Annotated in this window: 23 protein-coding genes and 1 rRNA gene; 9 read left to right on the top strand and 15 right to left on the bottom strand. The window is 40.3% G+C overall.

Annotated elements, in window-relative coordinates:
• Window positions 1-200: 200 nt before the first annotated feature.
• The 8 genes from ACJAZP_RS15225 to gpmM form a co-directional block, all read right to left on the bottom strand.
• Window positions 201-476, bottom strand: coding sequence for an HU family DNA-binding protein (locus ACJAZP_RS15225; RefSeq protein ID WP_415231596.1), 276 nt, complete (start codon window positions 474-476; stop codon window positions 201-203).
• 274 nt (window positions 477-750) lie between these two features.
• Window positions 751-1332 (bottom strand): YjaG family protein, encoded by a 582-nt coding sequence (locus ACJAZP_RS15220; RefSeq protein WP_415231595.1) that lies wholly within the window; start codon window positions 1330-1332, stop codon window positions 751-753.
• A 126-nt stretch (window positions 1333-1458) separates the two neighbouring features.
• Window positions 1459-1758, bottom strand: coding sequence for a DNA-binding transcriptional regulator Fis (gene fis / locus ACJAZP_RS15215; RefSeq protein WP_415231594.1), 300 nt, complete (start codon window positions 1756-1758; stop codon window positions 1459-1461).
• Between the two features lie 13 nt (window positions 1759-1771).
• Entirely contained in the window at window positions 1772-2731 is a 960-nt protein-coding gene (gene dusB, locus ACJAZP_RS15210) for a tRNA dihydrouridine synthase DusB (protein WP_415231593.1), read from the bottom strand.
• Window positions 2732-3005: 274 nt separating this feature from the next.
• Window positions 3006-3905, bottom strand: coding sequence for a 50S ribosomal protein L11 methyltransferase (prmA, locus tag ACJAZP_RS15205; protein ID WP_415231592.1), 900 nt, complete (start codon window positions 3903-3905; stop codon window positions 3006-3008).
• A 299-nt stretch (window positions 3906-4204) separates the two neighbouring features.
• A complete protein-coding gene (panM, locus tag ACJAZP_RS15200; protein WP_415231591.1) occupies window positions 4205-4627 on the bottom strand; it encodes an aspartate 1-decarboxylase autocleavage activator PanM in 423 nt (140 codons plus the stop codon).
• A gap of 241 nt (window positions 4628-4868) precedes the next feature.
• Window positions 4869-6080, bottom strand: coding sequence for a murein hydrolase activator EnvC family protein (locus ACJAZP_RS15195; RefSeq protein ID WP_415231590.1), 1212 nt, complete (start codon window positions 6078-6080; stop codon window positions 4869-4871).
• A 109-nt stretch (window positions 6081-6189) separates the two neighbouring features.
• Window positions 6190-7719, bottom strand: a complete 1530-nt coding sequence (gpmM, locus tag ACJAZP_RS15190; protein ID WP_415231589.1) for a 2,3-bisphosphoglycerate-independent phosphoglycerate mutase — start codon at window positions 7717-7719, stop codon at window positions 6190-6192.
• Window positions 7720-8082: 363 nt separating this feature from the next.
• Between gpmM and ACJAZP_RS15185 the strand changes: the two genes are divergently transcribed.
• The 4 genes from ACJAZP_RS15185 (at window position 8083) to gpsA (ending at window position 10504) form a co-directional block, all read left to right on the top strand.
• Window positions 8083-8511, top strand: coding sequence for a rhodanese-like domain-containing protein (locus ACJAZP_RS15185; RefSeq protein WP_415231588.1), 429 nt, complete (start codon window positions 8083-8085; stop codon window positions 8509-8511).
• Between the two features lie 3 nt (window positions 8512-8514).
• Window positions 8515-8766: a glutaredoxin 3 gene (grxC, locus tag ACJAZP_RS15180; protein WP_415231587.1), complete on the top strand. Its 252-nt coding sequence runs from the start codon at window positions 8515-8517 to the stop codon at window positions 8764-8766.
• 80 nt (window positions 8767-8846) lie between these two features.
• On the top strand, window positions 8847-9332 hold the full coding sequence (gene secB / locus ACJAZP_RS15175; RefSeq protein ID WP_415231586.1) for a protein-export chaperone SecB: 486 nt from the start codon (window positions 8847-8849) through the stop codon (window positions 9330-9332).
• A 164-nt stretch (window positions 9333-9496) separates the two neighbouring features.
• Window positions 9497-10504, top strand: a complete 1008-nt coding sequence (gpsA, locus tag ACJAZP_RS15170) for an NAD(P)H-dependent glycerol-3-phosphate dehydrogenase (RefSeq protein ID WP_415231585.1) — start codon at window positions 9497-9499, stop codon at window positions 10502-10504.
• Window positions 10505-10584: 80 nt separating this feature from the next.
• Here the strand turns inward: gpsA and asd are convergent, their stop codons facing one another.
• Both asd and nadE read right to left on the bottom strand, forming a co-directional pair.
• A complete protein-coding gene (gene asd, locus ACJAZP_RS15165; RefSeq protein ID WP_415231584.1) occupies window positions 10585-11697 on the bottom strand; it encodes an aspartate-semialdehyde dehydrogenase in 1113 nt (370 codons plus the stop codon).
• Between the two features lie 169 nt (window positions 11698-11866).
• Entirely contained in the window at window positions 11867-12694 is an 828-nt protein-coding gene (gene nadE / locus ACJAZP_RS15160) for an ammonia-dependent NAD(+) synthetase (RefSeq protein WP_415231583.1), read from the bottom strand.
• A gap of 325 nt (window positions 12695-13019) precedes the next feature.
• On the opposite strand from nadE, the gene glmU reads away from it, so the two are divergent.
• A complete protein-coding gene (gene glmU, locus ACJAZP_RS15155) occupies window positions 13020-14378 on the top strand; it encodes a bifunctional UDP-N-acetylglucosamine diphosphorylase/glucosamine-1-phosphate N-acetyltransferase GlmU (protein ID WP_415231582.1) in 1359 nt (452 codons plus the stop codon).
• 327 nt (window positions 14379-14705) lie between these two features.
• Here the strand turns inward: glmU and ACJAZP_RS15150 are convergent, their stop codons facing one another.
• From ACJAZP_RS15150 to ACJAZP_RS15140, 3 genes are all read right to left on the bottom strand, one after another.
• A complete protein-coding gene (locus ACJAZP_RS15150; RefSeq protein WP_415231581.1) occupies window positions 14706-16454 on the bottom strand; it encodes a DEAD/DEAH box helicase in 1749 nt (582 codons plus the stop codon).
• Between the two features lie 477 nt (window positions 16455-16931).
• On the bottom strand, window positions 16932-17513 hold the full coding sequence (nfuA, locus tag ACJAZP_RS15145) for a Fe-S biogenesis protein NfuA (RefSeq protein WP_415231580.1): 582 nt from the start codon (window positions 17511-17513) through the stop codon (window positions 16932-16934).
• A gap of 316 nt (window positions 17514-17829) precedes the next feature.
• The gene (locus ACJAZP_RS15140; protein WP_415231579.1) at window positions 17830-18582 is read right to left on the bottom strand and encodes a ComF family protein; all 753 of its coding nucleotides are present in this window, start codon (window positions 18580-18582) and stop codon (window positions 17830-17832) included.
• Between the two features lie 30 nt (window positions 18583-18612).
• Between ACJAZP_RS15140 and bioH the strand changes: the two genes are divergently transcribed.
• Window positions 18613-19392: a pimeloyl-ACP methyl ester esterase BioH gene (gene bioH, locus ACJAZP_RS15135; RefSeq protein ID WP_415231578.1), complete on the top strand. Its 780-nt coding sequence runs from the start codon at window positions 18613-18615 to the stop codon at window positions 19390-19392.
• A 171-nt stretch (window positions 19393-19563) separates the two neighbouring features.
• Here bioH and slyD read toward each other — a convergent pair whose 3' ends face one another.
• The gene (gene slyD / locus ACJAZP_RS15130; protein WP_415231577.1) at window positions 19564-20181 is read right to left on the bottom strand and encodes a peptidylprolyl isomerase; all 618 of its coding nucleotides are present in this window, start codon (window positions 20179-20181) and stop codon (window positions 19564-19566) included.
• A 26-nt stretch (window positions 20182-20207) separates the two neighbouring features.
• Complete coding sequence (locus ACJAZP_RS15125; RefSeq protein WP_415231576.1) at window positions 20208-20423, bottom strand: YheV family putative zinc ribbon protein; 216 nt, start codon at window positions 20421-20423, stop codon at window positions 20208-20210.
• Between the two features lie 137 nt (window positions 20424-20560).
• On the opposite strand from ACJAZP_RS15125, the gene ACJAZP_RS15120 reads away from it, so the two are divergent.
• From ACJAZP_RS15120 to ACJAZP_RS15110, 3 genes are all read left to right on the top strand, one after another.
• Window positions 20561-22477 (top strand): ABC transporter ATP-binding protein, encoded by a 1917-nt coding sequence (locus tag ACJAZP_RS15120; RefSeq protein WP_415231575.1) that lies wholly within the window; start codon window positions 20561-20563, stop codon window positions 22475-22477.
• A gap of 67 nt (window positions 22478-22544) precedes the next feature.
• Window positions 22545-22832, top strand: a complete 288-nt coding sequence (locus ACJAZP_RS15115) for a pyrimidine/purine nucleoside phosphorylase (RefSeq protein WP_415231574.1) — start codon at window positions 22545-22547, stop codon at window positions 22830-22832.
• Between the two features lie 678 nt (window positions 22833-23510).
• Window positions 23511-23581, top strand: a 16S ribosomal RNA gene (locus tag ACJAZP_RS15110); the annotation flags it as partial.

Here is a 23581-nt window from a genome sequence, read left to right as displayed (position 1 = left end):
AATATTAATCTTAAGCAGATTTTATTCATATTAAAGGAGAGCATGGATAGTTTTTTAGACGCTGATAATTATTTTCATTTGCAGCTGATGTAACAGGGGATTACTAAAAATGTATATGGGGTTATTAATAAAAAGATTAAAACGAAAGGCGGGATAAAAAGAAAGGAGCAAGCTAGTTTGCATCCTTTCTATTAAAGCTGTTATTTATTAACGGCTTCTTTAAGCGATTTACCGGCAACAAAAGCAGGCACATTAGCCGCTTTAATTTGAATCTCTGCTCCGGTCTGCGGATTTCTACCTGTACGGGCTGCACGGTGGTTTACTTTAAAAGTACCAAATCCAATTAGCTGTACTGGCTCACCATCTTTTAGACTTTCTGTGACGCTGGTCATTATTTGTTCTAAAGCCACTTTCGCTTGAACTTTTGTGAGTTCTGCTTTATCTGCAATATCAGCAATAAGTTGAGTTTTGTTCATCTTAGTATTTCCATTTTTATAGGTAGTTAGAATTAGCTTTAAGAGGGATACCCAGCCATTCTGAGATCCCTATTAAGCTGGTGTGTCTGCAAAAAGTATATTTTAACTTTCTGTCTAAAATTCAGTCGCTAATCGACTAACTGAAATCTATATTTTCAAGAGATTCTAGTATCTTATCAATAGATTGCCGTTGTAAAGACTATTACTTATAAAAGTAATAGAAATATCCCTTTATTTTGCACAATGTGTTAAAAATCACACAATAAAGACGAATTTAATCATTAAGCGCGATGCCTAAATTAGTTATTCCAAGATCGAGCACAAACTGTCTGATTGATTTTATGAGCTCAGGACTGCGCTGATTGTCTAATTTTTCAAGTAACGTTTGTTGAAAAACTAACTCAGACTGGATCAGTGGAAGTTCAGTTAATGACAGCTCATCAACTTCGCCGTCATTTTGTAATTCAATGAAACTTGCGATAGTTGCAAATGAGGTTTGACTGGCATTAAAAGCTTCGTCTTTTGATTCAGTTAAAAAACTATTAAAAGCACAACTTAAAATAACACAGTGATCCAGCGCCGGATAAACGCCGTAAAAATCAAATTCACGCGTATCGGGAATAATGTCCTCAAAACGATCCTGTTGTATGGCAAAATTTATTTTTGCACCTTTTACTGTCATTTTTTCCCAAAACAGTTGGTTGAGGGTATCAATGGTTTGCCCATGCTCACTTTTAATTGCTTCAGAAAAAAGGTGAAAATGTAAAAGACTGTGTTGCGCCAGTGCCATGCAGAAAACACTTTGCTGCCATGACTGCAAATTTTTTAACTGTTCATTAATGGGTAATAAGAGCATAGATTTCCCTGTTCTGTAATGGATAAAGCGAATCGTTTAGTGGCAAATAACTTTTGATATTATTTATTCTAGACATAAAAAAAGCGACCTTTGAGTCGCTTTTTCGATTAAATAATGACTGAGCTATCAACCCATGCCATATTTTTTCAGTTTTTTGCGTAATGTACCACGGTTAATGCCCAGCATAGTTGCCGCACGGGTCTGATTACCACGAGTATACTGCATAATAATATCCAATAATGGCGCTTCAACTTCAGATAAAACAAGTTCATATAATTCAGTTGGATCTTGACCATTAAGTTGTGCTACATAACCTGACACCGCTTGACGGACTGAATCACGAAGTGGTCGTTGAGTTATCTGCCCGGTAGCAGGAATACTGGTTGTTGTTGTAAGTGCTTCTGAAGAAATATTTTGTTCAAACATGGCTATTAACTCTTTATTTATTTAAGTAAGTTTCTAACGTTTTTAATTGCTCGTACGGGCAGTCAATTGTATTGAATTGTCGCTTAAAGTGACCTAACTGATCCTGCTCTTTTAAATACCATCCAACGTGCTTCCTAGCAATTCGAGGTCCCATTACTTCCCCGTAAAAACCATGTAAAGCTTGTACATGGGCAATAAGGATCTGGGCAATTTCCAATTTATCCGGAGGGGCAAGTTGCTCTCCCGTTGTTAGATAATAATTAATTTCATTGAATATCCAAGGAGCACCTTGTGCGCCTCGTCCAATCATAATGGCGTCAGCACCGGTGTAATCAAGCACAAATTTTGCCTTTTCCACTGAGGTAATATCACCATTTGCAATCACAGGAATAGTTACATTTTGTTTAATTTTTTTTATGGTGTCGTATTCAGCAAATCCATTATAAAAACATTGCCTGGTACGACCGTGCACTGCAAGTGCTTGGATACCCGATTGTTCTGCTATTCGTGCGATTTCCAGACCGTTTCTACTGTCGGGATCCCAGCCAGTGCGAATTTTTAAAGTAACAGGCACGTCAACGGCATCAACCACACTTTCTAAAATTGCCCGTACAAGTTCAGGGTGAGGTAATAATGCTGAGCCAGCCTTCTTTTTATTCACTTTTTTAGCGGGACAACCCATATTGATATCAATGATCTGAGCGCCTTGCTGCACGCTCAATTGTGCAGCTGCCGCCATTGCCAAAGGCTCTGAGCCAGCAATTTGCACTGATCTAATGCCAGATTCATTATGGTAGTCCATTCTTAACTTCGACTTCCTGCTGTTCCATACGCGCGGATTCGATGACAGCATCTCGGACACTGCAAGTCCTGCACCTTGTTTTCGACAAAGCTCACGGAAGGGGCGATCTGTTACCCCTGCCATGGGTGCTAAAATGATTTTGTTATCTAGTTGATACTGCCCGATGCGCATATATTAAGCAATTCTCTTGGTCAAGGCGGCGTAGTGTACGCATTTTTGTGATGAGAATAAAGGCTATTAATTAAGCATTTTGCAATTATTTTGCTTGCAAACTAGGCTGTTTTAAGTTTTATTAATTGAAGGTCACTTTTTAGCTTTAAAAGTCTTGTTACTGATCAATATTTATGCTTTTTTTGCGATAAAGGCTTGCGAGTGTTCTTTATTTATGTTTTTCAACAGCAAAGAATCACTCACTTTTTATTTTAGAATTACGATTGTTAACTCTTTAAGCAGATTGCTCTGCGATGTTTTTTACCCCGGATAGTCTTGCCCACTCTTCTTTAATGGTGGCTTTATCCATGCTGAACCACTGTCCGTAAACGCCAATCAATTCATCGGCCTGTTGCTCAAGAATGCCAGATAAGGCAAGTAATCCATCATTTTTTACCAGAGCTTTAATGCTTGTTGACAGTTCACGAAGCGGGCCGGCAAGAATATTAGCCACTAAAACATCGGCTAAAATACCTTCGGGCAGATCAGCGGGTAAATATAATTCTAGTTGCTCAGACACATTGTTACGTTGGGCATTGTCGCGGCTCGCGGTAATAGCCTGCGGATCAAGGTCAATACCAATCACTCTTTTAGCGCCTAATTTTAAGGCTGCAATGGCTAAAATGCCGGAGCCGCAACCAAAATCGATAATCACTTTATCCTGCAAATTCAGGCTGTCTAACCAGGTCAAACATAAAGCCGTAGTTGGATGCGTGCCGGTACCAAATGCAAGCCCGGGATCAAGCATCACATTGACCGCATTTTCATCGGGAACAGGCTTCCAGCTTGGGCAGATCCATAAACGTTCACCAAATTTCATGGGATGAAATTTATCCATCCATTCACGTTCCCAATCTTTGTCCTCCAGCGCTTCAATTTTGTAGGAAAAATCATCCATTAAAAGCGGGCTGTTACGTAATTGCTCAATGATCGGTAACATATCCGTTTCTGCTTCATAAAGACCGGTAATATCGGTATCACCCCAAAGGCGGGTTTCACCCGGTGCCGGCTCAAAAATAGGGACGTCATGCGCGTCGGTAAAGGTCGCCGATAATGCACCATTTTCCATTAATAGTTCACCGATACTTTCTGCATTTTTTGCAGTCGCATTTAATTTTAATTGTATCCAAGGCATGATTTTTTCCTTTCAAGATGGTTTTAACAATGACACGAAGAATAAGCGCTGACCTTGCAAACTGCCAGGGTTGAGCTGTTAATTCATCTGATTGTGGTTATTAGGGGTTTTTCTCTTTACGCCTTTTTACACATTCGGCAAAGTCAAAAGAGCGTTTCTGTCATCCAGTTACTTTTAACCTGCTTATTTATGCATACTAAGTGGCGAGATAGACAAGGGCGCAAGAATACAGGGGAAAAAGGTAAGAATATAGTTGTACTTAAAGAATCACTCAATTCTTTAAGTACAACAGGAGCGGATTATAGATTCTTACTGAACAGGCCATCAGTCAATGAATAACCGCATGCCAGCATAAATAGAGTCAGCCCCTCTTTCTCTTGTTCGGGAAATTTATCTAAGCACATTTTAACCACTGTCATATTTTTATTTTTGAGGTGTTTTTCAACTTCCTTAAGCAGATTTTTGGCGATGCCACGGCGGCGAGTCAGGTCGCGCACGGATAATAAACTTAATGTCGCTTCGTGCTCTGTTGCACATACTCTTACCGCGCCGAGGTGACGCGCATTAAATAAGGTCACAAATAACTGTGATTGCTTATCTTCAATTAACGTCTGCAGGGATTCTGTGGTGAGCTCTTCCGGGCTAAAGTAAGGCTGATAAATTTTTTGTAAATCAATTAATAATTGTGTTGAATATTCGGGTGAAAATACAGACAAGCGCATAATAAATACTCTTTTGATTGGATTTTGGCAGCATGCTCAGATATTTTGTACTATGGCCTAATGTAATAGTGGGTGTCATTATTTGGGACAAAAACATTCCACCTCTTTACATTTTTTGTGAATCGCTGTTGGTCATAGTATTGCTTATTTTAAGCTGAGTATCCTGCAGCCGTTTTATAACCAAACCCCTTTTTCAACTGTTCATTGTGGAAGTGGTTTGGGATTCTCTGAAGTGGAGTTTTTATTTCCAGTTATGTTTATTTTTAAGCCACAGCAGGGGATCTTTGGCTGTGCCTTTGTAGCTCAATTCAAAATAAAGACTGTTCTTATCCTGTCCCCCGCTGTGCCCGGCCAGCGCGATCGCATCACCCTGGAAAACTAGATCACCGGTTTTCTGTAATAGGGTTTGGTTGTAGCCATACAGGCTAATATAACCATCACTGTGATCTAATGCGATGACCATGCCGTAACCTTTAAAATATCCGGCAAATAAAACGCGTCCGCTTGCGACAGCCCGTACTTTTTCACCTTCATTTGCCTCAATGGTGATGCCTTTCCACTTTAACTGGCCGCTACGCTGACTGCCAAAGGCGGATAAAACCTCACCTTGAATTGGCCAGTTTAATTGCCCTAATTGTTTGCTAATACTGGAATAGGTTTTCTCTTTTAATTTGCTTTGTCTTTTTTTAAGCGCTTTTGCTGCCGCTAACTCACGTTTTTGTCGTGCTTCACTCTCTTTTTTGAGTTGCGCTTTTAAACGTTTTGCCTGATCATCCAGTTGGGCAAGTAGGACATTTTGATAATTTAAGTCCTGATTTAACTCTCTTAAGGCGGTGCTTCGCTGAAGACGTTGTTCAAGTAATTTTTCTGCAGCTGTTTTCTGTTTTGCATACAATCCTTTTAAGGCGAGCAAAGACTCGGCTTGTTCAGATCGGTTGTTTTCTAATTGCTGTTGTGTTTCATAGAGTGCGTTAATGCTTTCCAGACGCGCTTTATTAAGGTATTGGTAATAACTTTTTGCTCGGATTATTTTGCTGATATCTTGTTGATTTAAGATTAACGTTATTAAATCATTTTGCCCCGTCATGTAGGAGCTGATCAATTGCTGTTCAAGCAGTTTTTGTTGTTTTATTTTATCTTCTTCAAGCAGAGCCGTTTGTTTTATTAATTTTTTGAGACGGCTGTCTTCACGTTGGATTGCCTGTTCGCTCTGCTGCACGTTAAGAGTTGCAATGGCGGTCTCTTTTTCAGCATCGGCAACCAGTTCTTCTAATAATTTTTGCTGTTTAGTTTGTTGGTTTTGGGCGCCTTTGGCGGTTTTTATCTGGTGTTCAATCGTTGCAAGCTTATCAGCTGCAAAACTGTTTTGTATTGAAAGGGGAAAGCAGAAAAGAAAGCAGCTGACTAACACTGCTGAAATGCTCTTTTTTTTGCTAAGACGCGTGTTGGTCATTAATTTCCTGCACTTATTTTAGATAGTTCAGCATTTAGAAATTTTACCAATTTTGCTTGAATAAAATAACTAAATACTGAGCTGTTAATAGCATTATGCTGTTATCAGTTTATTTTAATGTAATAAGTGGGGTACCCGTCATTTCTGCTGGGATTTCCATATCCATTAATTTCAACATAGTCGGTGCAATGTCACATAAACGTCCGCCTGATGCCATTTGTGCATTCCGACCGACATAAATGAACGGTACTGGCAAGTTGGTATGTGCCGTATGAATACCGCCTGTTAGCGGGTCAATCATCTGCTCTGCATTACCGTGATCGGCCGTAATTAAACACTCACCACCCACTTCTTTTAATGCAGTGACAACTTCACCAATACAACTGTCAACGGCTTCGCAGGCTTTAACAGCAGCATCATAGATACCAGTATGGCCAACCATATCACCATTTGGATAGTTACAAATGATCACGTCGTATTTTGTGCTTTTGATTGCGCCAACTAATTTTTCGGTCAGCTCGGCAGAGCTCATTTCGGGTTGCATATCATAGGTTGCAACCGCAGGTGATTTAATCAAAGTACGATCTTCGCCTTTAAATTCAGATTCAACGCCGCCGTTGAAGAAGAAAGTGACGTGTGCATATTTCTCGGTTTCCGAGATACGCAACTGTGTTTTACCATGATCGGCTAACCATTCACCCAGGGTGTTGGTTAATGACTCACTTGAAAAAGCCGCAGGTGCAGTAATGTCATCGGCAAACTCGGTCAGTGTGACGAAGTGAACCTTTGGCAGTGCCGCACGTTTGAAGCCCGAAAAGTTGGAATCCGTAAATGTATAGGTTATTTCACGTGCACGGTCTGCACGGAAGTTCATAAATAAAACCGCATCACCATCTTCGATAGCTGCTGCTTCACCAATCACGGTTGCTTTAACAAATTCATCATTTTCGTCACGCGCATAAGCATTTTCTAAACCAGCCAGTGCATTATCTGCAGTGAACTCAGCTTTTGCCTGGGTTAACAAGTTATAGGCTTGCTCAACACGATCCCAACGGTTATCTCTGTCCATTGCGAAATAACGGCCCACTAATGTCGCCGTACGGCCAACACCAAGCTCTGCGTATTTTTCTTCATAGAGTGCCAGAGTACCAGCTGCACTTCTTGGCGGTGTATCGCGACCATCCAGAAAAGCATGAACTAAAATATTTTTTGCGCCACGCTTAGCGGCCAATTCGACAGCAGCAACAATATGTCCATCGTGGCTATGTACGCCACCGGGAGAGGCAAGACCCATGATATGTACGGCTTTACCGGCTGCAACCGCTTTATCAACCGCATCGACAAAGTTTTTATTGTCAAAAAAATCACCATCGGCAATAGACTTGGTCACTTTGGTTAAGTTTTGATAAACAGTACGGCCAGCGCCAATATTGGTATGGCCAACTTCTGAGTTACCCATTTGACCGTCCGGTAAACCCACATCCATTCCAGATGCAGAGAGAAGGTCATTGGCGTAATCTTTACAGAGCTTATCAAGTACCGGCGTATTTGCATTTGCAACAGCATTGTCCGGCATATTGGGGCGGTATCCCCAACCATCCATAATTAATAAAACAAGTGGTTTTTTAGCAATAGTCATGTGGAGCCTCTTTGAGATTAATGTTGAAAATATGTTTATATCCAAATTACTTAAATCTGCATTCTTAAGTCTTTTGGGTAACCATACCAAAATAACCTGGAAATGATCTTTACTTTTTCCTAAGTTGCTTTGGTATTGTTACTTATTATACCCGTGCAGGAATAACTGACTTAATGATAGAGCGCATGATTTTACAACATTGCAGCTCATTGTCACTGAAAAAGCTTTTCATCGTCTGTATCGGGTGGAAAAATAACTAAATTTATTCATTTTATAACTCATTGAATAATACTTTGGCTGATTTTATTCATTTCACAAGGTATAATCGCGGCAAATAAACCTTACAGAAGATGATCATAACCTATGCAACAATATATAGATTTTTTTTCCAGCGAACCAATATTATCGATAGCGTGGGTTGCAATTGCAGCTATGCTGCTGCAAAGCCTTGTTAAGAGTAAAATCTCGGGTGTTAAAAGTATCGAAGCGCAGGATGCGATTATGATGATAAATAAGCAAAATGCGATCATTGTTGATGTCCGCCCGGTTGATCAGTACAAAAAAGGCCATATTGTAAACGCAAAAAACATACCTGTGTCACAAATTGACGAAGGGAATTTTTCAGATATTGAAAAACATAAAGAGGCCCCCATCATATTAGTCTGTGCTTCAGGTGACCGTTCATCGGGTGCCGCGGGTAAATTGAGAAAAGCTGGTTTTACACAAGTAAGCAATTTACTTTCTGGCATGAATGGCTGGGCTGAAGCTAAATTACCAACAACGAAGAAGTAAATTATGGCAACAATAGTTATTTATACAACATCATGGTGCCCGTTCTGTACTCGTGCCAAAAAATTGTTGGACCAGAAAAACGTCGCTTACACTGATATTGATGTTTCCTCTTCGGACGCGCGTGCCAAAATGGTTGCGCTAACCGGCGGAAGTACGGTTCCTCAACTTATCATCAATGATCAGCCTACGGGCGGTTGTGATGAACTTTATGCGCTGGAACGAAGTGGTAAACTGGATAAATTATTAAGCAAATAGAGTATTCGGCAAACATCACCGCGCGAGCAGTTAATACTCAATGAATTCACATTAGCACAAGCTAACTTTAAGGGATTATAATGGCAGAACAACAGGATCAACCAGAACAACAAGCTAAAGCAGAACAAGTTGAATTTAATATCCAACGTGTCTACGTAAAAGATATTTCTTTTGAATGCCCAACCTCACCGACTATTTTCAAAAAGGAATGGGCACCAGAGGTGTCAATGGACATTGATACAAAAAGCCAAAAATTAGAAGATAATGTTTTTGAAGTGGTGTTGACCTTAACAACGACGGCAAAAGTTGGTGAAGATGTTGCGTTTTTATGCGAAGTTCAACAGGCGGGTATTTTCTCCGTTGGAAATTTAGAAGGCGAGCAGATGGCACATTGCTTGAATGCATTCTGTCCTAATATTTTATTTCCCTACGCACGTGAAACCGTCTCAAGCCTTGTTACCCGTGGTACTTTCCCGCAGTTAAACCTCGCGCCGGTCAACTTTGATGCTTTATTCCAACAGGCTGTATTACGTAAACAAGCAGAAGAAGCTAAATTAGATTCTTAATCAATTGCTGAGCCGTTAAGTCTATTTCTAGTGATGATAACGGTTTAACTTTAATGAAGCAGGCTGTATACGTAAACAAGCAGAAGAAACTAAATTAGATTCTTAATCAATCATTGTGCAGCTTAATATGCTGCCGGTGATTATAAAGTGAAGTAGGTATTTGTATGGCAGATAATATAGCCATTACAGTCTTAGGAGCGGGATCATATGGCTCCGCCCTTGCTGTATCTTTGGCTCGAAACGGTCACCCCACCTTGCTTTGGGGGCATCAAGCAGATCATATCAAACGCTTACAATCGGATCGCGAAAACAAAGCCTTTTTGCCCAATATTAAATTTCCGGAACTATTAATCCCTGAAGTTGATTTAGAGGTTTGTTTAGCCGCAACTCAAAATATTCTATTGGTGGTTCCAAGTCATGTGTTTGCACTGGTTTTACAACAAATCAAACCCTTTCTTACTCCGCAGCATCGAATTGCCTGGGCGACAAAAGGCTTAGAAGCTAAAACAGGGCGTTTATTGCAGGAAGTGGCCATTGATGTGTTAGGAAAGCATTATCCTTTAGCGGTTCTTTCCGGTCCGACATTTGCGATGGAAGTTGCGAAAGGCTTACCGACCGCAGTCGCTATTGCTGGATCTGAAAGCAAGTTTACTCAGGATATCGCCGATCTCTTTCACAATAACCGTAATTTCAGAACCTATATTTCAGATGATTTCACAGCAGTACAACTGGGCGGAGCTGTGAAAAATGTGATTGCAATAGGCGCCGGTCTGGCCGATGGTTTAGGTTTTGGCGCAAATGCCCGTACCGCACTGATTACGCGCGGTTTGGCTGAGTTAACGCGTTTGGGTGTGGCACTGGGCGCTAAAGAATCCTCTTTTATGGGCATGGCGGGTCTGGGAGATCTGGTATTAACCTGTACCGATAATCAATCTCGTAATCGTCGTTTTGGACTTGCTTTGGGGCAGGGCAAAGGGATCGATGAAGCGCAAATTGAAATAGGGCAAGTAGTCGAAGGTTATCGAAACACTGAAGAGGTGTATAATTTGTCACATCGTATTGGCATTGAAATGCCCATTTGTGAACAAATTTATTATGTCTTGTACCAGGGTAAAGGTGTCAAACAGGCGGCGATGGATTTGTTATCCCGCAGTCCAAAGGATGAACGCTGATTCTTTTCTAATGACCCTTATGGTTTTATATATTAAAAAAGGCTTCTAAAAAGAAGCCTTTTTTGTGTGCCGAATAAAATTTACGACGCTTGTAAAATGTTTAGCATACGGCGAAGCGGTTCGGCGGCGCCCCATAATAATTGGTCACCAACAGTAAACGCTGTAACGTATTCCGGTCCCATTGCTAATTTGCGAATGCGGCCGACAGGCACCGTTAAAGTACCCGTTACTTTAGCAGGAGAAAGTTCACTGATAGTAATATCACGTTCATTTGGAATTACTTTAACCCACTCATTATGCGCGCCTAAAATACGTTCAATTTCAGCAACTGAAATATCTTTTTTGAGTTTCATGGTGATCGCCTGGCTATGGCAGCGCATTGCACCAATACGCACACATAAACCGTCAATCGGGACCTGCTTGTCACTTGTACCTAAAATTTTATTTGCTTCAACCTGGGCTTTCCACTCTTCTTTACTTTGACCCGATGGCATCGGCACATCAATCCAGGGAATTAAACTACCGGCCAAGGGAGCGCCAAACTGCTCTGTTGGCAGCGCATCACTACGAATATGTTCAGCTACCTGCTGATCTATTTCTAAAATTGCAGAGGCAGGATCGGCTAATTTATCGGCAACCGAGGCGCTGATAGAGCCCATCTGACTGATAAGTTCACGCATATTTCGTGCACCGGCACCTGACGCTGCCTGGTAAGTATGCGGGGTTACCCACTCGATTAGTTCGGCTTCAAATAAACCGCCTAACGCCATTAATAATAATGAAACCGTACAGTTACCACCAACGAAGGTTTTAACTCCGTCTTTAATGCCTTGTTGTATAACATCTTTGTTGACGGGATCTAATGCGATAATACTGTCATCCTGCATCCGTAATGAAGATGCGGCATCAATCCAGTAACCTTTCCAGCCTGCTGCGCGCAGTTTTGGGTAAACTTCATTCGTATAATCACCACCTTGGCAGGTGACGACGATATCCATCTTCGCCAGTTCATCAATGGCGAAGGCATCTTTTAATGTGGCGCTCGGTTTTCCAATTTCTGGAGCTAAAAGGCCAACTTGCGAGGTGGTAAAAAACACAGGTTCAATCGTTGCAAAATCATTTTCATCACGCATTCTTTGCATAAGCACAGAACCAACCATACCGCGCCAACCAACTAAACCTACTTTTTTCATGATTTATCAATCCTTTCTGTTAAAAAAATAAAAGAGTCGCGGTTAATGATTAACCGGAGCCCTGAATTTACCATTTTCTGCTTTGTTCTGGCTAGTGTTTTGCTTGATCTGGCTTAATAAAACCCAAAGCTAATGTTCCACTTGATCCTTTAGGTTGAATCTTGACGACTCAATCATAAATAGTGGGAACAGCTTGACGCTTGTGTTGGGTACGTAAATAAATTGCGATTAACTTATCTTCAATTTCTTGATTGACACTTTTACCCTCTAAGAAATCATCAATTTGATCATACGTCATGCCTAATGCGTGTTCATCCTGCAGCTGAGGTTTATCCTCTTCGAGGTCTGCCGTGGGGGCTTTTTCAACTAAAATTGCCGGTGCGCCGAGATGTTTAGCTAATGCGCGAACCTGACGTTTATTTAAACCGAATAAGGGCGCTAAATCACAAGCCCCATCCCCGTGTTTGGTATAAAAGCCGGTAATATTTTCAGCACTGTGATCCGTTCCAACCACTAAACCCCCGGTTAATCCGGCAATTTCATATTGTGCAATCATGCGCATCCGCGCTTTGACATTACCTTTAATAAAGTCGATATTAGTATTCAAAAGCTTGATTCCACTGCTCTGAAGTGCCTCTAAGGTGCTTGCATGAATGCCATCGGCACCATTTTGTATATTGACGGTCGTAACATGTGAAGGTTGAATAAATTGTAATGCCAATTGTGCTTCATCTTCGTCTTTCTGAACCGCATAGGGCAGCCGAACGGCAATAAATTGGTATTTGTCCGTATTCTCAGATTGATTTAATTGCTCAATGGCGAGTTGGCATAAACGCCCAGTAGTACTTGAGTCAACACCGCCACTGATACCTAAAATTAATGAATGACAGGCGGCTTGCTGTAATTTGTTTTTGATGAAGTTGATACGACGCTTGATTTCCATTTCTTCATTAATAGTTGCTAAAACCCGCATCTCTTGCAATATTTGTTGTTTCATAAAATAGCCTATATTTTAGGGAAAAGTGAGGAGTTGGTGATCTCTGTGTTAGATTATGATGAAAAACAATGGATTTTTATAGTGTTAATAGCAAATGTATCAAAGATATGACCTTGTATGCGCAGGAAAAACCAACACTAGCAAGGCTGATCACTTATTTTATGCGTTTGCTATAACTATCATCTCATCAAATTATCTGAATAGTAATATTAATTTTTTAGCTTAATTCATTCCTTAAATAGGAGCATGTCATTTTATTATTCGTTAAATGTAAAAACTCCGTTAGAATGGTATTTTTAATTTTTTAATTATTGAGGTTTCCTCTATGTCTTTAAGTGTTGTTATCCTTGCCGCCGGCAAAGGTACGCGTATGTGTTCTGAACTTCCCAAAGTGCTCCATAAAATTGCCGATAAACCGATGGTTCAGCACGTGATTGATACGGTTAAAAGTATCGGTTCTGACAGTATTCATTTAATTTACGGTCATGGCGGAGAGCAGCTGCAGGCAAAAATATCCGATGGCAGTCTTAATTGGATCGAGCAAGTCGAACAATTAGGCACCGGACATGCAATGCAGATTGCACTGCCTCATTTTAAAAATGATGAGAAAATCCTCATGGTTTATGGTGATGTGCCACTGCTTGCAGAAAAAACCTTAGCAGATTTAATTGCGGCACAACCGCTCGGTGGTATCGGACTGTTAACCGTTGAGCTCGATAATCCAACCGGTTACGGTCGTATTGAACGGATCAATGGCGATGTTGTTGGTATCGTTGAGCAAAAAGATGCAACCCCGGCGCAATTAACCATTAAAGAAGTTAATACCGGTATTCTGGTTGCAGATGCAAATGATTTAAGTCGTTGGCTGCCTGCGCTGAGTAATGAAAATGCGGCCGGTGAATATTATATTACCGATATTATTAAAATGGCGCATTTAGACGGGCGCACTATCTGTGCTGTCCAGCCACAAAGTGCAACAGAAGTGGAAGGTGTTAATACCCGTCTGCAGCTGGCCAATTTAGAGCGTGCCTATCAGCTTAACAAAGCCAATGAACTACTGCTCAGCGGCGTTATGCTGCGAGATCCGCACCGTTTTGATTTACGCGGAGAATTAACCTGTGGTGTTGACGTTGAAATTGATATCAATGTTATTATTCAGGGTAAGGTTCATTTGGGTAACGGTGTTGTTATTGGTGCAAACTGTATTCTGATTGATTGTGATATCGCCGATAATGCCGTGATTCAGGCCAATTCAATTATCGAAGCCAGTAGCATTGGCGCCCGCGCAACTATCGGCCCATTTGCCCGCATTCGTCCCCAGAGCGTGCTTAAAGAAGAGGTGCACGTTGGTAACTTTGTGGAGATTAAAAAATCAACCCTGGGTAATGGCACTAAATGCGGCCATTTAACTTATATCGGCGACAGTACTTTAGGTGAAAGGGTTAATATCGGCGCTGGTACTATTACCTGTAATTATGACGGCGCGAACAAATTTCATACGCATATCGGCGACGATGTGTTTATCGGCTCCGACTGTCAGCTGATCGCACCTGTGACCGTCAACAATGGCGCAACAACGGGCGCCGGTTCAACGATAGTGATGGATGTGCCGGAGAATGCCCTAGCGGTTGGCCGTACTAAGCAACGTAATATTAATAACTGGAAACGGCCGACTAAAAAATAAAGAAGGGTTATTTTCCGCTACCAGCACATTTGAGGATGTTTTTTTCTGCAAGGTAGATAGGCAGATAATATTGCCGTAATAAACAAACCCTTTGCAGATTTGAGCTTCTGAAAAGGGTTTTTCTTGATATTAAGATCGCTATTTTTCCCCTAACCCTTTTTCGTCCCGTCACAGTTACAACTCTTACGTTTAAATATAACCTTTTATTGATAATCACTCGCTAACTATTTGTGCGTTTCAACGTTGGATTTTATATTTTTGGGTATAAAAAAAGGGTGCTAAAAAGCACCCTTGATTTTAAACTAAAACGCTATTTAGAAACGTTTTTTAGTTCTTTTTAATATTCAACTGACGTTTACAAACATAAACATTTTCAAGATGTTTAAGTGTTTCAGCCGGCATACCTTTTGGTAATTCAATGGTTGAATAATCATCAGCCAGTTTGATATCACCAATAAAACGGCTATTGATATCTGCTTCATTAGCAATGGCACCGACAATGTTTTTAACTTGAACACCGTGAGAACGACCTACATCGATACGATATACTTCTAATTCAACATCAGTCGGGCGACCACGTCCACGGGGTTTATCACCACCTTGTTCACTACGGTCAGGGCGTCCACGGTCACTACGTTCAGTACGATCATTACGGCCACCACGGTCGTTACGATCATTGCGGTCGCGACGGCCACGATCTTCACGGTCATTTGAACGAGGTTCAACAAATTTTTCTTCAACTGGCTGTAGAGGTTTTTCTTTCTGTGCCATATAAAGAAGAGCTGCTGCTAGGTCTTGCTCATCAATATCGGTATTGTTTTCGATCTGTCCGAATAAAGTACGGTAGAAAGTAAGGTCTTCACTTTCAATAACAGATAAAAGTTGCTTCTCAAAATTAGCAATACGTGTTTTGGTAACTTCATCACGGCTAGGCAGATCCATAATAGCAATCTCTTGACGGGTTGCGCGTTCAATCGCTTTTAATAAACGACGTTCACGTGGCGCTGCAAATAAGATTGCTTTACCTTTACGACCCGCACGGCCTGTACGTCCGATACGGTGAACATAAGACTCTGTATCCGTTGGAATATCATAGTTGACCACTAAACTTAAGCGCTCTACGTCAAGACCACGTGCAGCAACATCCGTTGCGATTAAGATATCTAACCCGCCTGATTTCAAACGTGCAATAGTACGTTCACGCACTTGCTGATTCATATCACCATTTAATGCTGCAGTACGGTAACCGCGTGCTTCTAAGCGTTCGGCTAATTCAACTGTTGCTGTTTTAGTACGAGCAAAGATGATCACACCATCATATTCTTCAGTTTCAAGCATACGTGTTAAGGCATCAAGCTTATTAACACCACGTACTATCCAACATTTCTGTTCAATATTTGCAACAGTCGAGGTTTTATTTTGGATTTTAACCTCAGTTGGATTGTTCATATAACGTTTTGTAATACGTTTAATCTGATCCGGCATCGTTGCAGAGAAAAGCGCTGTTTGACGCTGATCCGGCATATCTTTCATGATTGTTTCAACGTCGTCAATGAAACCCATGCGTAACATTTCATCAGCTTCATCAAGTACCAGTGTTTTAAGGTGTGATAAGTCTAATGTTTTACGTTTTAGATGGTCCATGATACGACCGGGTGTACCGACAACAACTTGAGGTCCACGTTTTAACTGCTTGAATTGGATGTCGTAACTTTGACCGCCGTAAATAGGAAGTACATGAAAACCACGTAAATGCCGTGCATAGGTTTGGAATGCTTCTGCAACCTGGATAGCTAATTCGCGTGTTGGCGCAAGCACTAATACTTGAGGTAGCTTTGCATTAATATCAATGTTTGCCAGTAAAGGCAAAGCGAATGCAGCTGTTTTGCCTGTACCTGTTTGTGCAAGACCTAAAACATCTTTGCCTTGTAACAATAGGGGAATACATTCAGCTTGAATTGGAGAGGGGGTTTCGTAACCTAACTCAGTAACAACTTTGAGGAGTTCTTCTGGTAAGTTTAATTCATTAAAATTTGGTAATACAACTTCTTTATCGGTAATTGTTGACTCTGACATATTGGCCTCATGAGTTCGGTTTAAGTATGTATTTAAGATATAACTTAAGTACAATAAATTCAGCCTATACCTACATCACCTCAACCATTTCAGTTTGATCACTGAAACCATCTATTAATTTTTGTATTATCAACCGCGTAGTAGGTTTAATCTGAATGTTTCGCAGGGATAAAAATGAATCCGTTTGCGAGGGTGGCGCATTCTACTTGATTTGTTCATAAAATGCTCGTGTTATTTGAAGCTACACACAAAATAAAAAAATAATTGCAGCTGAGCATGTTTCTATAAAGATAATTCTTGCCAATTTATCATATCTACTGTTATTAAGTTGCTTAAAAATAATACAATTATCTTGCAGAATGCTTGAATATTATTTTATTGGCTGAATAAATTGAAAAAAGGGTATAAATTATGAGGATTATTTCACACTTGTAAACAAGGGCTAAGTTTGCTTCAGCCCTTGTTAAATCATTTTCTTTATTTATAAAAAGAGTGATCACCACTTTCATGTTCAGTGATATCCCGCACGGCATTTAACTCGCCAGAAAATTCTTCTAAGAGCTCTTTTTCAATGCCTTCTTTGAGTGTTAAGTCAACTTGAGAACAACCGTTACAACCACCACCAAATTCAATGATAGCAACATTATCTGCTGTTATTTCTATCAATTTAATAAAACCACCGTGGCTTGCCAGTTGCGGATTTATTTGAACCTGAATAACATATTCAACGCGTTCGATGAGTGGTGCATCGTCTTTTACTTTACGCATTTTTGCATTAGGCGCCTTAAGTGTTAGCTGAGTTCCTGTATCTTCTTCAACCAAATCAACAAAGGCATCTTCTAAAAAGGGGACGCTAACTTCATCAACCAAGGCATCAAAACCATCAAATGTTAAACGTGTATCGCTGCCTTCAACGGCTTCTGGCGGGCAATAAGAAACACCGCATTCTGCTTTAGCTGTGCCGGGATTAATAACAAACACGCGAATGTTTGTACCTTCTTTTTGTGGCTCAAGTAATTTTTTAAAATGTGCTTGTGCAGTTGGAGTGATTTCAATCATAGTTGGACCTTTATTCTTGAGTGATTTACTCAAGCATTATAAATAATTAAGAAAAAAATAATAGTGATTATTTTATATCCTGCCGGATTCGCTCTCATTGACATGCGGAAAAATGAATCAAAGCAAGGCGTTGATGAAACAACTCGGTGTTTTAATTACACAAAACCTAAGTAATGACTTGGAACAGCTTCAGCTGGCCACAAGGTGATAAACGATAGGGTGTCATGAATCAAATTAATAACAAAGTCTAAAACCTATTATTATCCTCGGTATTCATTTTAAGCAGTATAAAAAAACAGTAAATTAAGCTGTGTTATTACTTTTGAGTGGATAATGACGTTCTGCAGCAACACCAAATATCAATTCGTTGTGCGCCTGCTTTTAAAAGTGTTTGGCACAGGCTGTTAGCTGTCGCCCCGGTGGTGACAACATCATCGATAATGACAATATGAGCGCCTGTTATTTCCTGCTGCACGGCAAGGCTGATAGAAAAAGCTCCGTTTAAATTCTTTTTTCTGTTATTTAACGTAAGCCCTTCCTGCGCTCTGGTGTTTATCTGGCGATTAACCCCCTCTAATATCAGAGGGATGTTTAAATGTTTGCCTACCACCTGAGCAATTATTTGTGCCTGATTAAAACCGCGAGTACGCTGTTTCTTTGTATGTAACGGCACGGGCAGTAAATAATCGACTCTACTTAGCTGTTGCGCGGATAAATTCAGCACTATAGATTCGCTGAGTAATTCTCCCAATAGCTCTCCGTAAAGTAACTGTTTTGTATATTTTAATTTTTTAACCATTTGCGAGTAGGGGGGCTGGTAACTTCCAAGGGCGTGTAATTGCTCAAATAGGTGCGCTTGTTTTAAACAATCACCGCAAAATGGTAAACAGATATTCAAGGCTAAGCCGCAGCGTTGACAGCAGGTTCTTGCTTCGAGTAGCGCTGTTTGGCAAGGTCCACAGATAAGCCTATCGTTACTTGATAATTCGCACATTAAACAGCGGGCAGGTAAGAATAGCTCGATTAATTGTTTTAATTTTTGTTTAATAAAGGCAGTAACTGTTTGCACCTGTATTTATCCAATAAAAAGAGAGAGACTGTGATTATAGAACAAAGTGTAACTTGCCGTGTGCTGGGTGAAGGGCCTGATTTGATATTATTACATGGCTGGGGAGTGAACTCGGTGGTTTGGACCCCTGTATTGGAAGGCTTATCGGCGCATTTTCGAGTGCATTTAATCGATCTGCCTGGATTTGGCGGCAGTGAAGGTTTAGCTGAATATTCTCTGGATGCAATAGTAGATCGTATTATGGAAAGGGTACCGGCGCAGTCGATCTGGTGTGGTTGGTCTCTGGGCGGTTTAATTGCAAGCCATGCCAGTTATTTATACCCCGATAAAATTGCCAAATTAATTCAAGTTTGCGCTTCGCCTAAATTTGTTGGCGATAAGCTTTGGCCGGGCGTTGAGACGGCAGTGTTTGAGAACTTCAAATCGGGATTATTAAAAAATACCGATAAAATATTAGCACGCTTTATCAGCATTCAAGCGATGGGCTGTAAAAGTGCACGTAAAGACGCGCTCATATTAAAAAAACTTTTGAGCGATACAAAACCAGCCTCTTTGATTGCTTTAAGTGAAGGGTTAGATCTTCTCAATGATAGTGATTTACGAAGGGAATTTTCTCAGATTAATATCCCCTGCTTATCCATTTTTGGTCAGTTTGACAGTTTAATCCCCATCGAAACAAGTTTTGCGATGCAGCAATTACTGCCGGGATCCCAGCAAAAAGTATTTAAAGATTCATCGCATGCCCCCTTTGTTAGCGAACCCGATGAATTTGTTGATAGTATTGTTGGTTTTTCATTCAATGAAAATTAATATTTTGACTTTGTTGCTGGTTATCACAGTGGAATTTATAAGGCTTGGTTTAACTTATGAACAGAGGATGTCAGTTTTTTTTAACAGAGAGAAGAAATTTAAGTGAGGGGAATTGATTGAAGGCCAGTGCAATAGAAAAATCACACTGTCATTCAATCAATAAATCAGATGCTAGTGTTGTCCGCCGCAGCATTCATGATCTGATTTTTTTTCTTCATGCTTGTCACCGCAACAACTATCACCTTGCGCGTGTTTACTTTTATCTCCACCGCAGCATTCGTGCGCTGTTTCTTTTTCTTCGTTATCTGCATCACAACTGCTGTCAGTAGGATGGATATGACCATGCGCCATTTCTTCTTCGCTTGCGACGCGAACGCCAACAACTTCACCTACAAATCGCAAAGCCATGCCAGCCAGAGGGTGATTTGCATCAATACTGACATTTTCCTCACCGACTTCTGTTACTTCAACGGAGCGTGGTCCCTGATCTGTTTCAGCCTGAAACGACATGCCGACTTCAATTTCATCAACACCTTCAAATAAAGAGCGGGGTACCTGTTGTACTAATTCTTCCTGGAAAATGCCATATGCATCTTTAGCTTCTAATTCAACGTCAAATTTATCACCAACCTGTTTGCCTTCTAATTCGGATTCTAAGCCTGGCACTAAATAATGTGAACCTTGAATGAATTCAAGTGGAGCACCGTTTTCAGTGCTGTCTAATGCGTTACCATCAACTTCTGAAACGCCGAAGTGGATTGAAACCACCGAGTCATTTGTAATTTTCATATTATTTCTCATTATTTAAGTTTTATTCAATTTTCATTCGGATCAAACACACCTATAATTTGCTCAAATTGGCGGGTTGCCGATGTTGCTTGTTTAGGTGTTTGTGATTGTGTGTAACCACAAGATACACACCTTAAAGTTTCAACTGCATTTTCCAGTGTCAAAGCTATGCTGTCAAGCTCATTGCATTTTGGGCAGGTTGCACCCGCGATAAAACGTTTTTTATTTTTTGATAATGCCATTTTGAATACTCTGTCTGATCCATCATTGATCCATGGTAACCAAATTGTATTTGATTACCAACTGCTATGGCTCAACTTTACAAAGTCCGTTATTATTAGTTTTATCTTTACTTGTATAATATCGAGAATATTTTTTTATGATTGTGGCCAGTAATATTGAATTAATTCGCGGCGGTAAATCTTTACTTAAAAATGCCAGTGCAACAATCAACCCACGCCAGAAAGTGGGATTAGTCGGCGCTAATGGCTGTGGTAAATCAAGTTTTTTTGCGCTGTTAAAGCAAGAAGCACAGATTGATAATGGCGATTTGAGTATTCCACAGCATTGGCGGATGGCCAGTGTTGCTCAAGAAACCCCTGCGCTGGATATGAATGCACTGCAATACGTTATTGACGGTGATCGTGATTTCAGAGCCTTGCAGCATCAACTCCGAGAGGCTGAAGCCGCTGATAACGGCAACAAAATAGCAGAGCTGCATATTAAATTGGACCAGGCGGGCAGTTATACTATTGAGTCCCGCGGAGCTGAATTACTCGCCGGTTTAGGCTTTCCGGAGCAAGCTCAAAGTCGCTCGGTCAGTGATTTTTCGGGTGGTTGGCGAATGCGCTTGAATTTAGCGCAGGCATTACTTTGTCCTTCTGACTTGTTATTACTTGATGAACCAACCAACCACCTTGATTTAGACGCGGTTATTTGGCTGGAAAAATGGTTGCGGCAATATACTGGTACATTAATTTTAATATCACATGACCGTGATTTCATTGATACTATCGTTGATAAAATAATCCACATAGAGCAGCATCAGCTCCATGAATATACCGGTAACTATACGAGCTTCGAGCGCCAGAGAGCTGAAAAGCTAGCACAGCAGCAATCTTCTTTTGAAAAGCAGCAAACGCAAATGAGTCATATGCAAAGTTATATTGACCGTTTCCGTTATAAAGCCAGCAAAGCCAAACAAGCCCAAAGTCGTATTAAAGCATTAGAAAAAATGGAGCAGTTATTACCCGCACATTTGGATAATCAATTTAGTTTTTCCTTTAGAGAGCCAGATGCTTTGCCGATGCCGATATTAACTTTGGAAAAAGTGAGTGCCGGTTATGAAGATTTATTGATCCTTGATAAAATAGAATTAAATCTTGCGCCCGGTAGTAGAATCGGTTTGTTGGGGCGTAATGGCGCAGGTAAATCAACCCTCATTAAACTATTATCAAGCCAGCTTCAGCCCCTCTCGGGTAAGCTTGAGATCAATCCAAAGGCTAAAATTGGTTATTTTGCCCAGCATCAATTAGAGTTTTTGTCCCTGGATGAAACACCACTTCAACATCTTTCCCGGCTTGCACCGGATGAAAAAGAATTACCACTACGAAATTTTTTGGGCACTTTTGGTTTTCAGGGGGAAAAGGCATTAGATAAAGTCAGACCATTTTCCGGTGGAGAAAAGGCGCGTTTAGTGTTGGCCCTATTAGTGTGGCAAAAACCCAACCTATTATTACTGGATGAACCAACCAACCACCTCGATTTAGAAATGCGCCACGCATTAACCATGGCACTGCAGGAATTTGAAGGTGCAATGGTGGTCGTCTCGCATGACCGTCATTTGTTACGCACCACAACGGATGATTTATATTTAGTACATGACCAGAAGGTAGAGCCTTTTATTGGTGACCTTGATGATTATCATAAATGGTTATCTGACCAACAACGAATTGAAAAGCAGCCGCTACAAGATGTTGAAAGTGTTAATTCATCCAGCGTTAATCGTAAAGAGCAAAAACATTTACAAGCTGAATTTCGTAAAAAATTAACGCCCTATAAAAAGCAGTTAAACAGTTCAGAAAAATTAATGGATAAATTGAGCCAACAAATAGAAGAGATAGAAAAACAGTTGGCAGATTCTGAATTATATGAACATGCACAAAAAGCGCGTTTAACCGAGTTATTAAAGCAGCAGGGAGACTTAAAAGAGTCATTGCAGGAAGCGGAAATGGATTGGATGGATGCACAGGAAAATATTGAGCAGATGGAAGCTGAATTTGAATCGGTAATTTAATCACTTGAATTTTAAATTTGCCTTGTTCATAATCATTTACACATAAATGGCATACAAAGGAAATAAAATGAGTTTTCAAAGCAATGAGTACTTCGATGGCAATGTGAAATCAATTGCATTCCAAAGCGAAACATTACCAGCAACACTTGGCGTGATGAATATCGGTGAATACACCTTTGGTACTGATGCTTACGAGTTCATGACAGTTGTAAGCGGTGCTTTGACGGTCAAATTGCCTGGCGCAACGGACTGGAAAACATTTAACGCGGGTGAAACATTTGAAGTAGAAGCAAATGTGAGCTTTGATGTTAAGGTAAAAGTACAAACTGCATACCTTTGTCTTTACAAAAAATAGTCGCCACAAAAATTAATGAATAAAAAAGGAGCTTAGCTCCTTTTTTTATGTCCAAAATTTACAAAAATAAATTTTTCGATTTAAAAAAAGAATAAAAAAAGAAAAAATCATACTTAACAGTTAAAAAAACAGCGCTATTTAGATGATAAGTGAACACATCGATTGTTAAGTAATCAGTCGATCATTTTATTGAAATAATCATCAATAAAGCCTTGCTAGTGTGATCAAAGTCTCTATAATGCGCCCCACGGAAACGGGAAAGACGCAAGTCAGTCCGGTTACTTAGAACGAAAGAGATTAGGTTTTTAACAACGTAACACGTTGATTAGAAACGCAAATTAATCATTGACATCGTTTGTAGGTAGCGTAATATACGCACCTCGCCGAAAGGCACGCTCTTTAACAATTTAATCAAACAATCTGTGTGGACACTTATTGTTGATGTGATTTCAAAAAAAATCAAAGTCCTTTGTTATTTATATAGCACAAGGCAGTAACTTTTCACTTCGTGAATAGATTACTCATCAATAAAAGTGACACACGAATAAATTTATTTATTCAGAATAATAAGTTATTCATTGTTTTGATACTGAAGTTTTTATACTTAGGTGTTGAGATAAGAGTAATTAGTTTTAGTCAGTTATATTGAGTCGCAGCGCAAGCTGCAAATTAAACTTTAAATTGAAGAGTTTGATCATGGCTCAGATTGAACGCTGGCGGCAGGCTTAACACATGCAAGTCGAACGGTA

It is taken from the genome of Psychromonas sp., from assembly GCF_047632955.1.
GTDB lineage: Bacteria > Pseudomonadota > Gammaproteobacteria > Enterobacterales > Psychromonadaceae > Psychromonas.
This window is presented reverse-complemented; position numbering and strand designations above follow the sequence as displayed.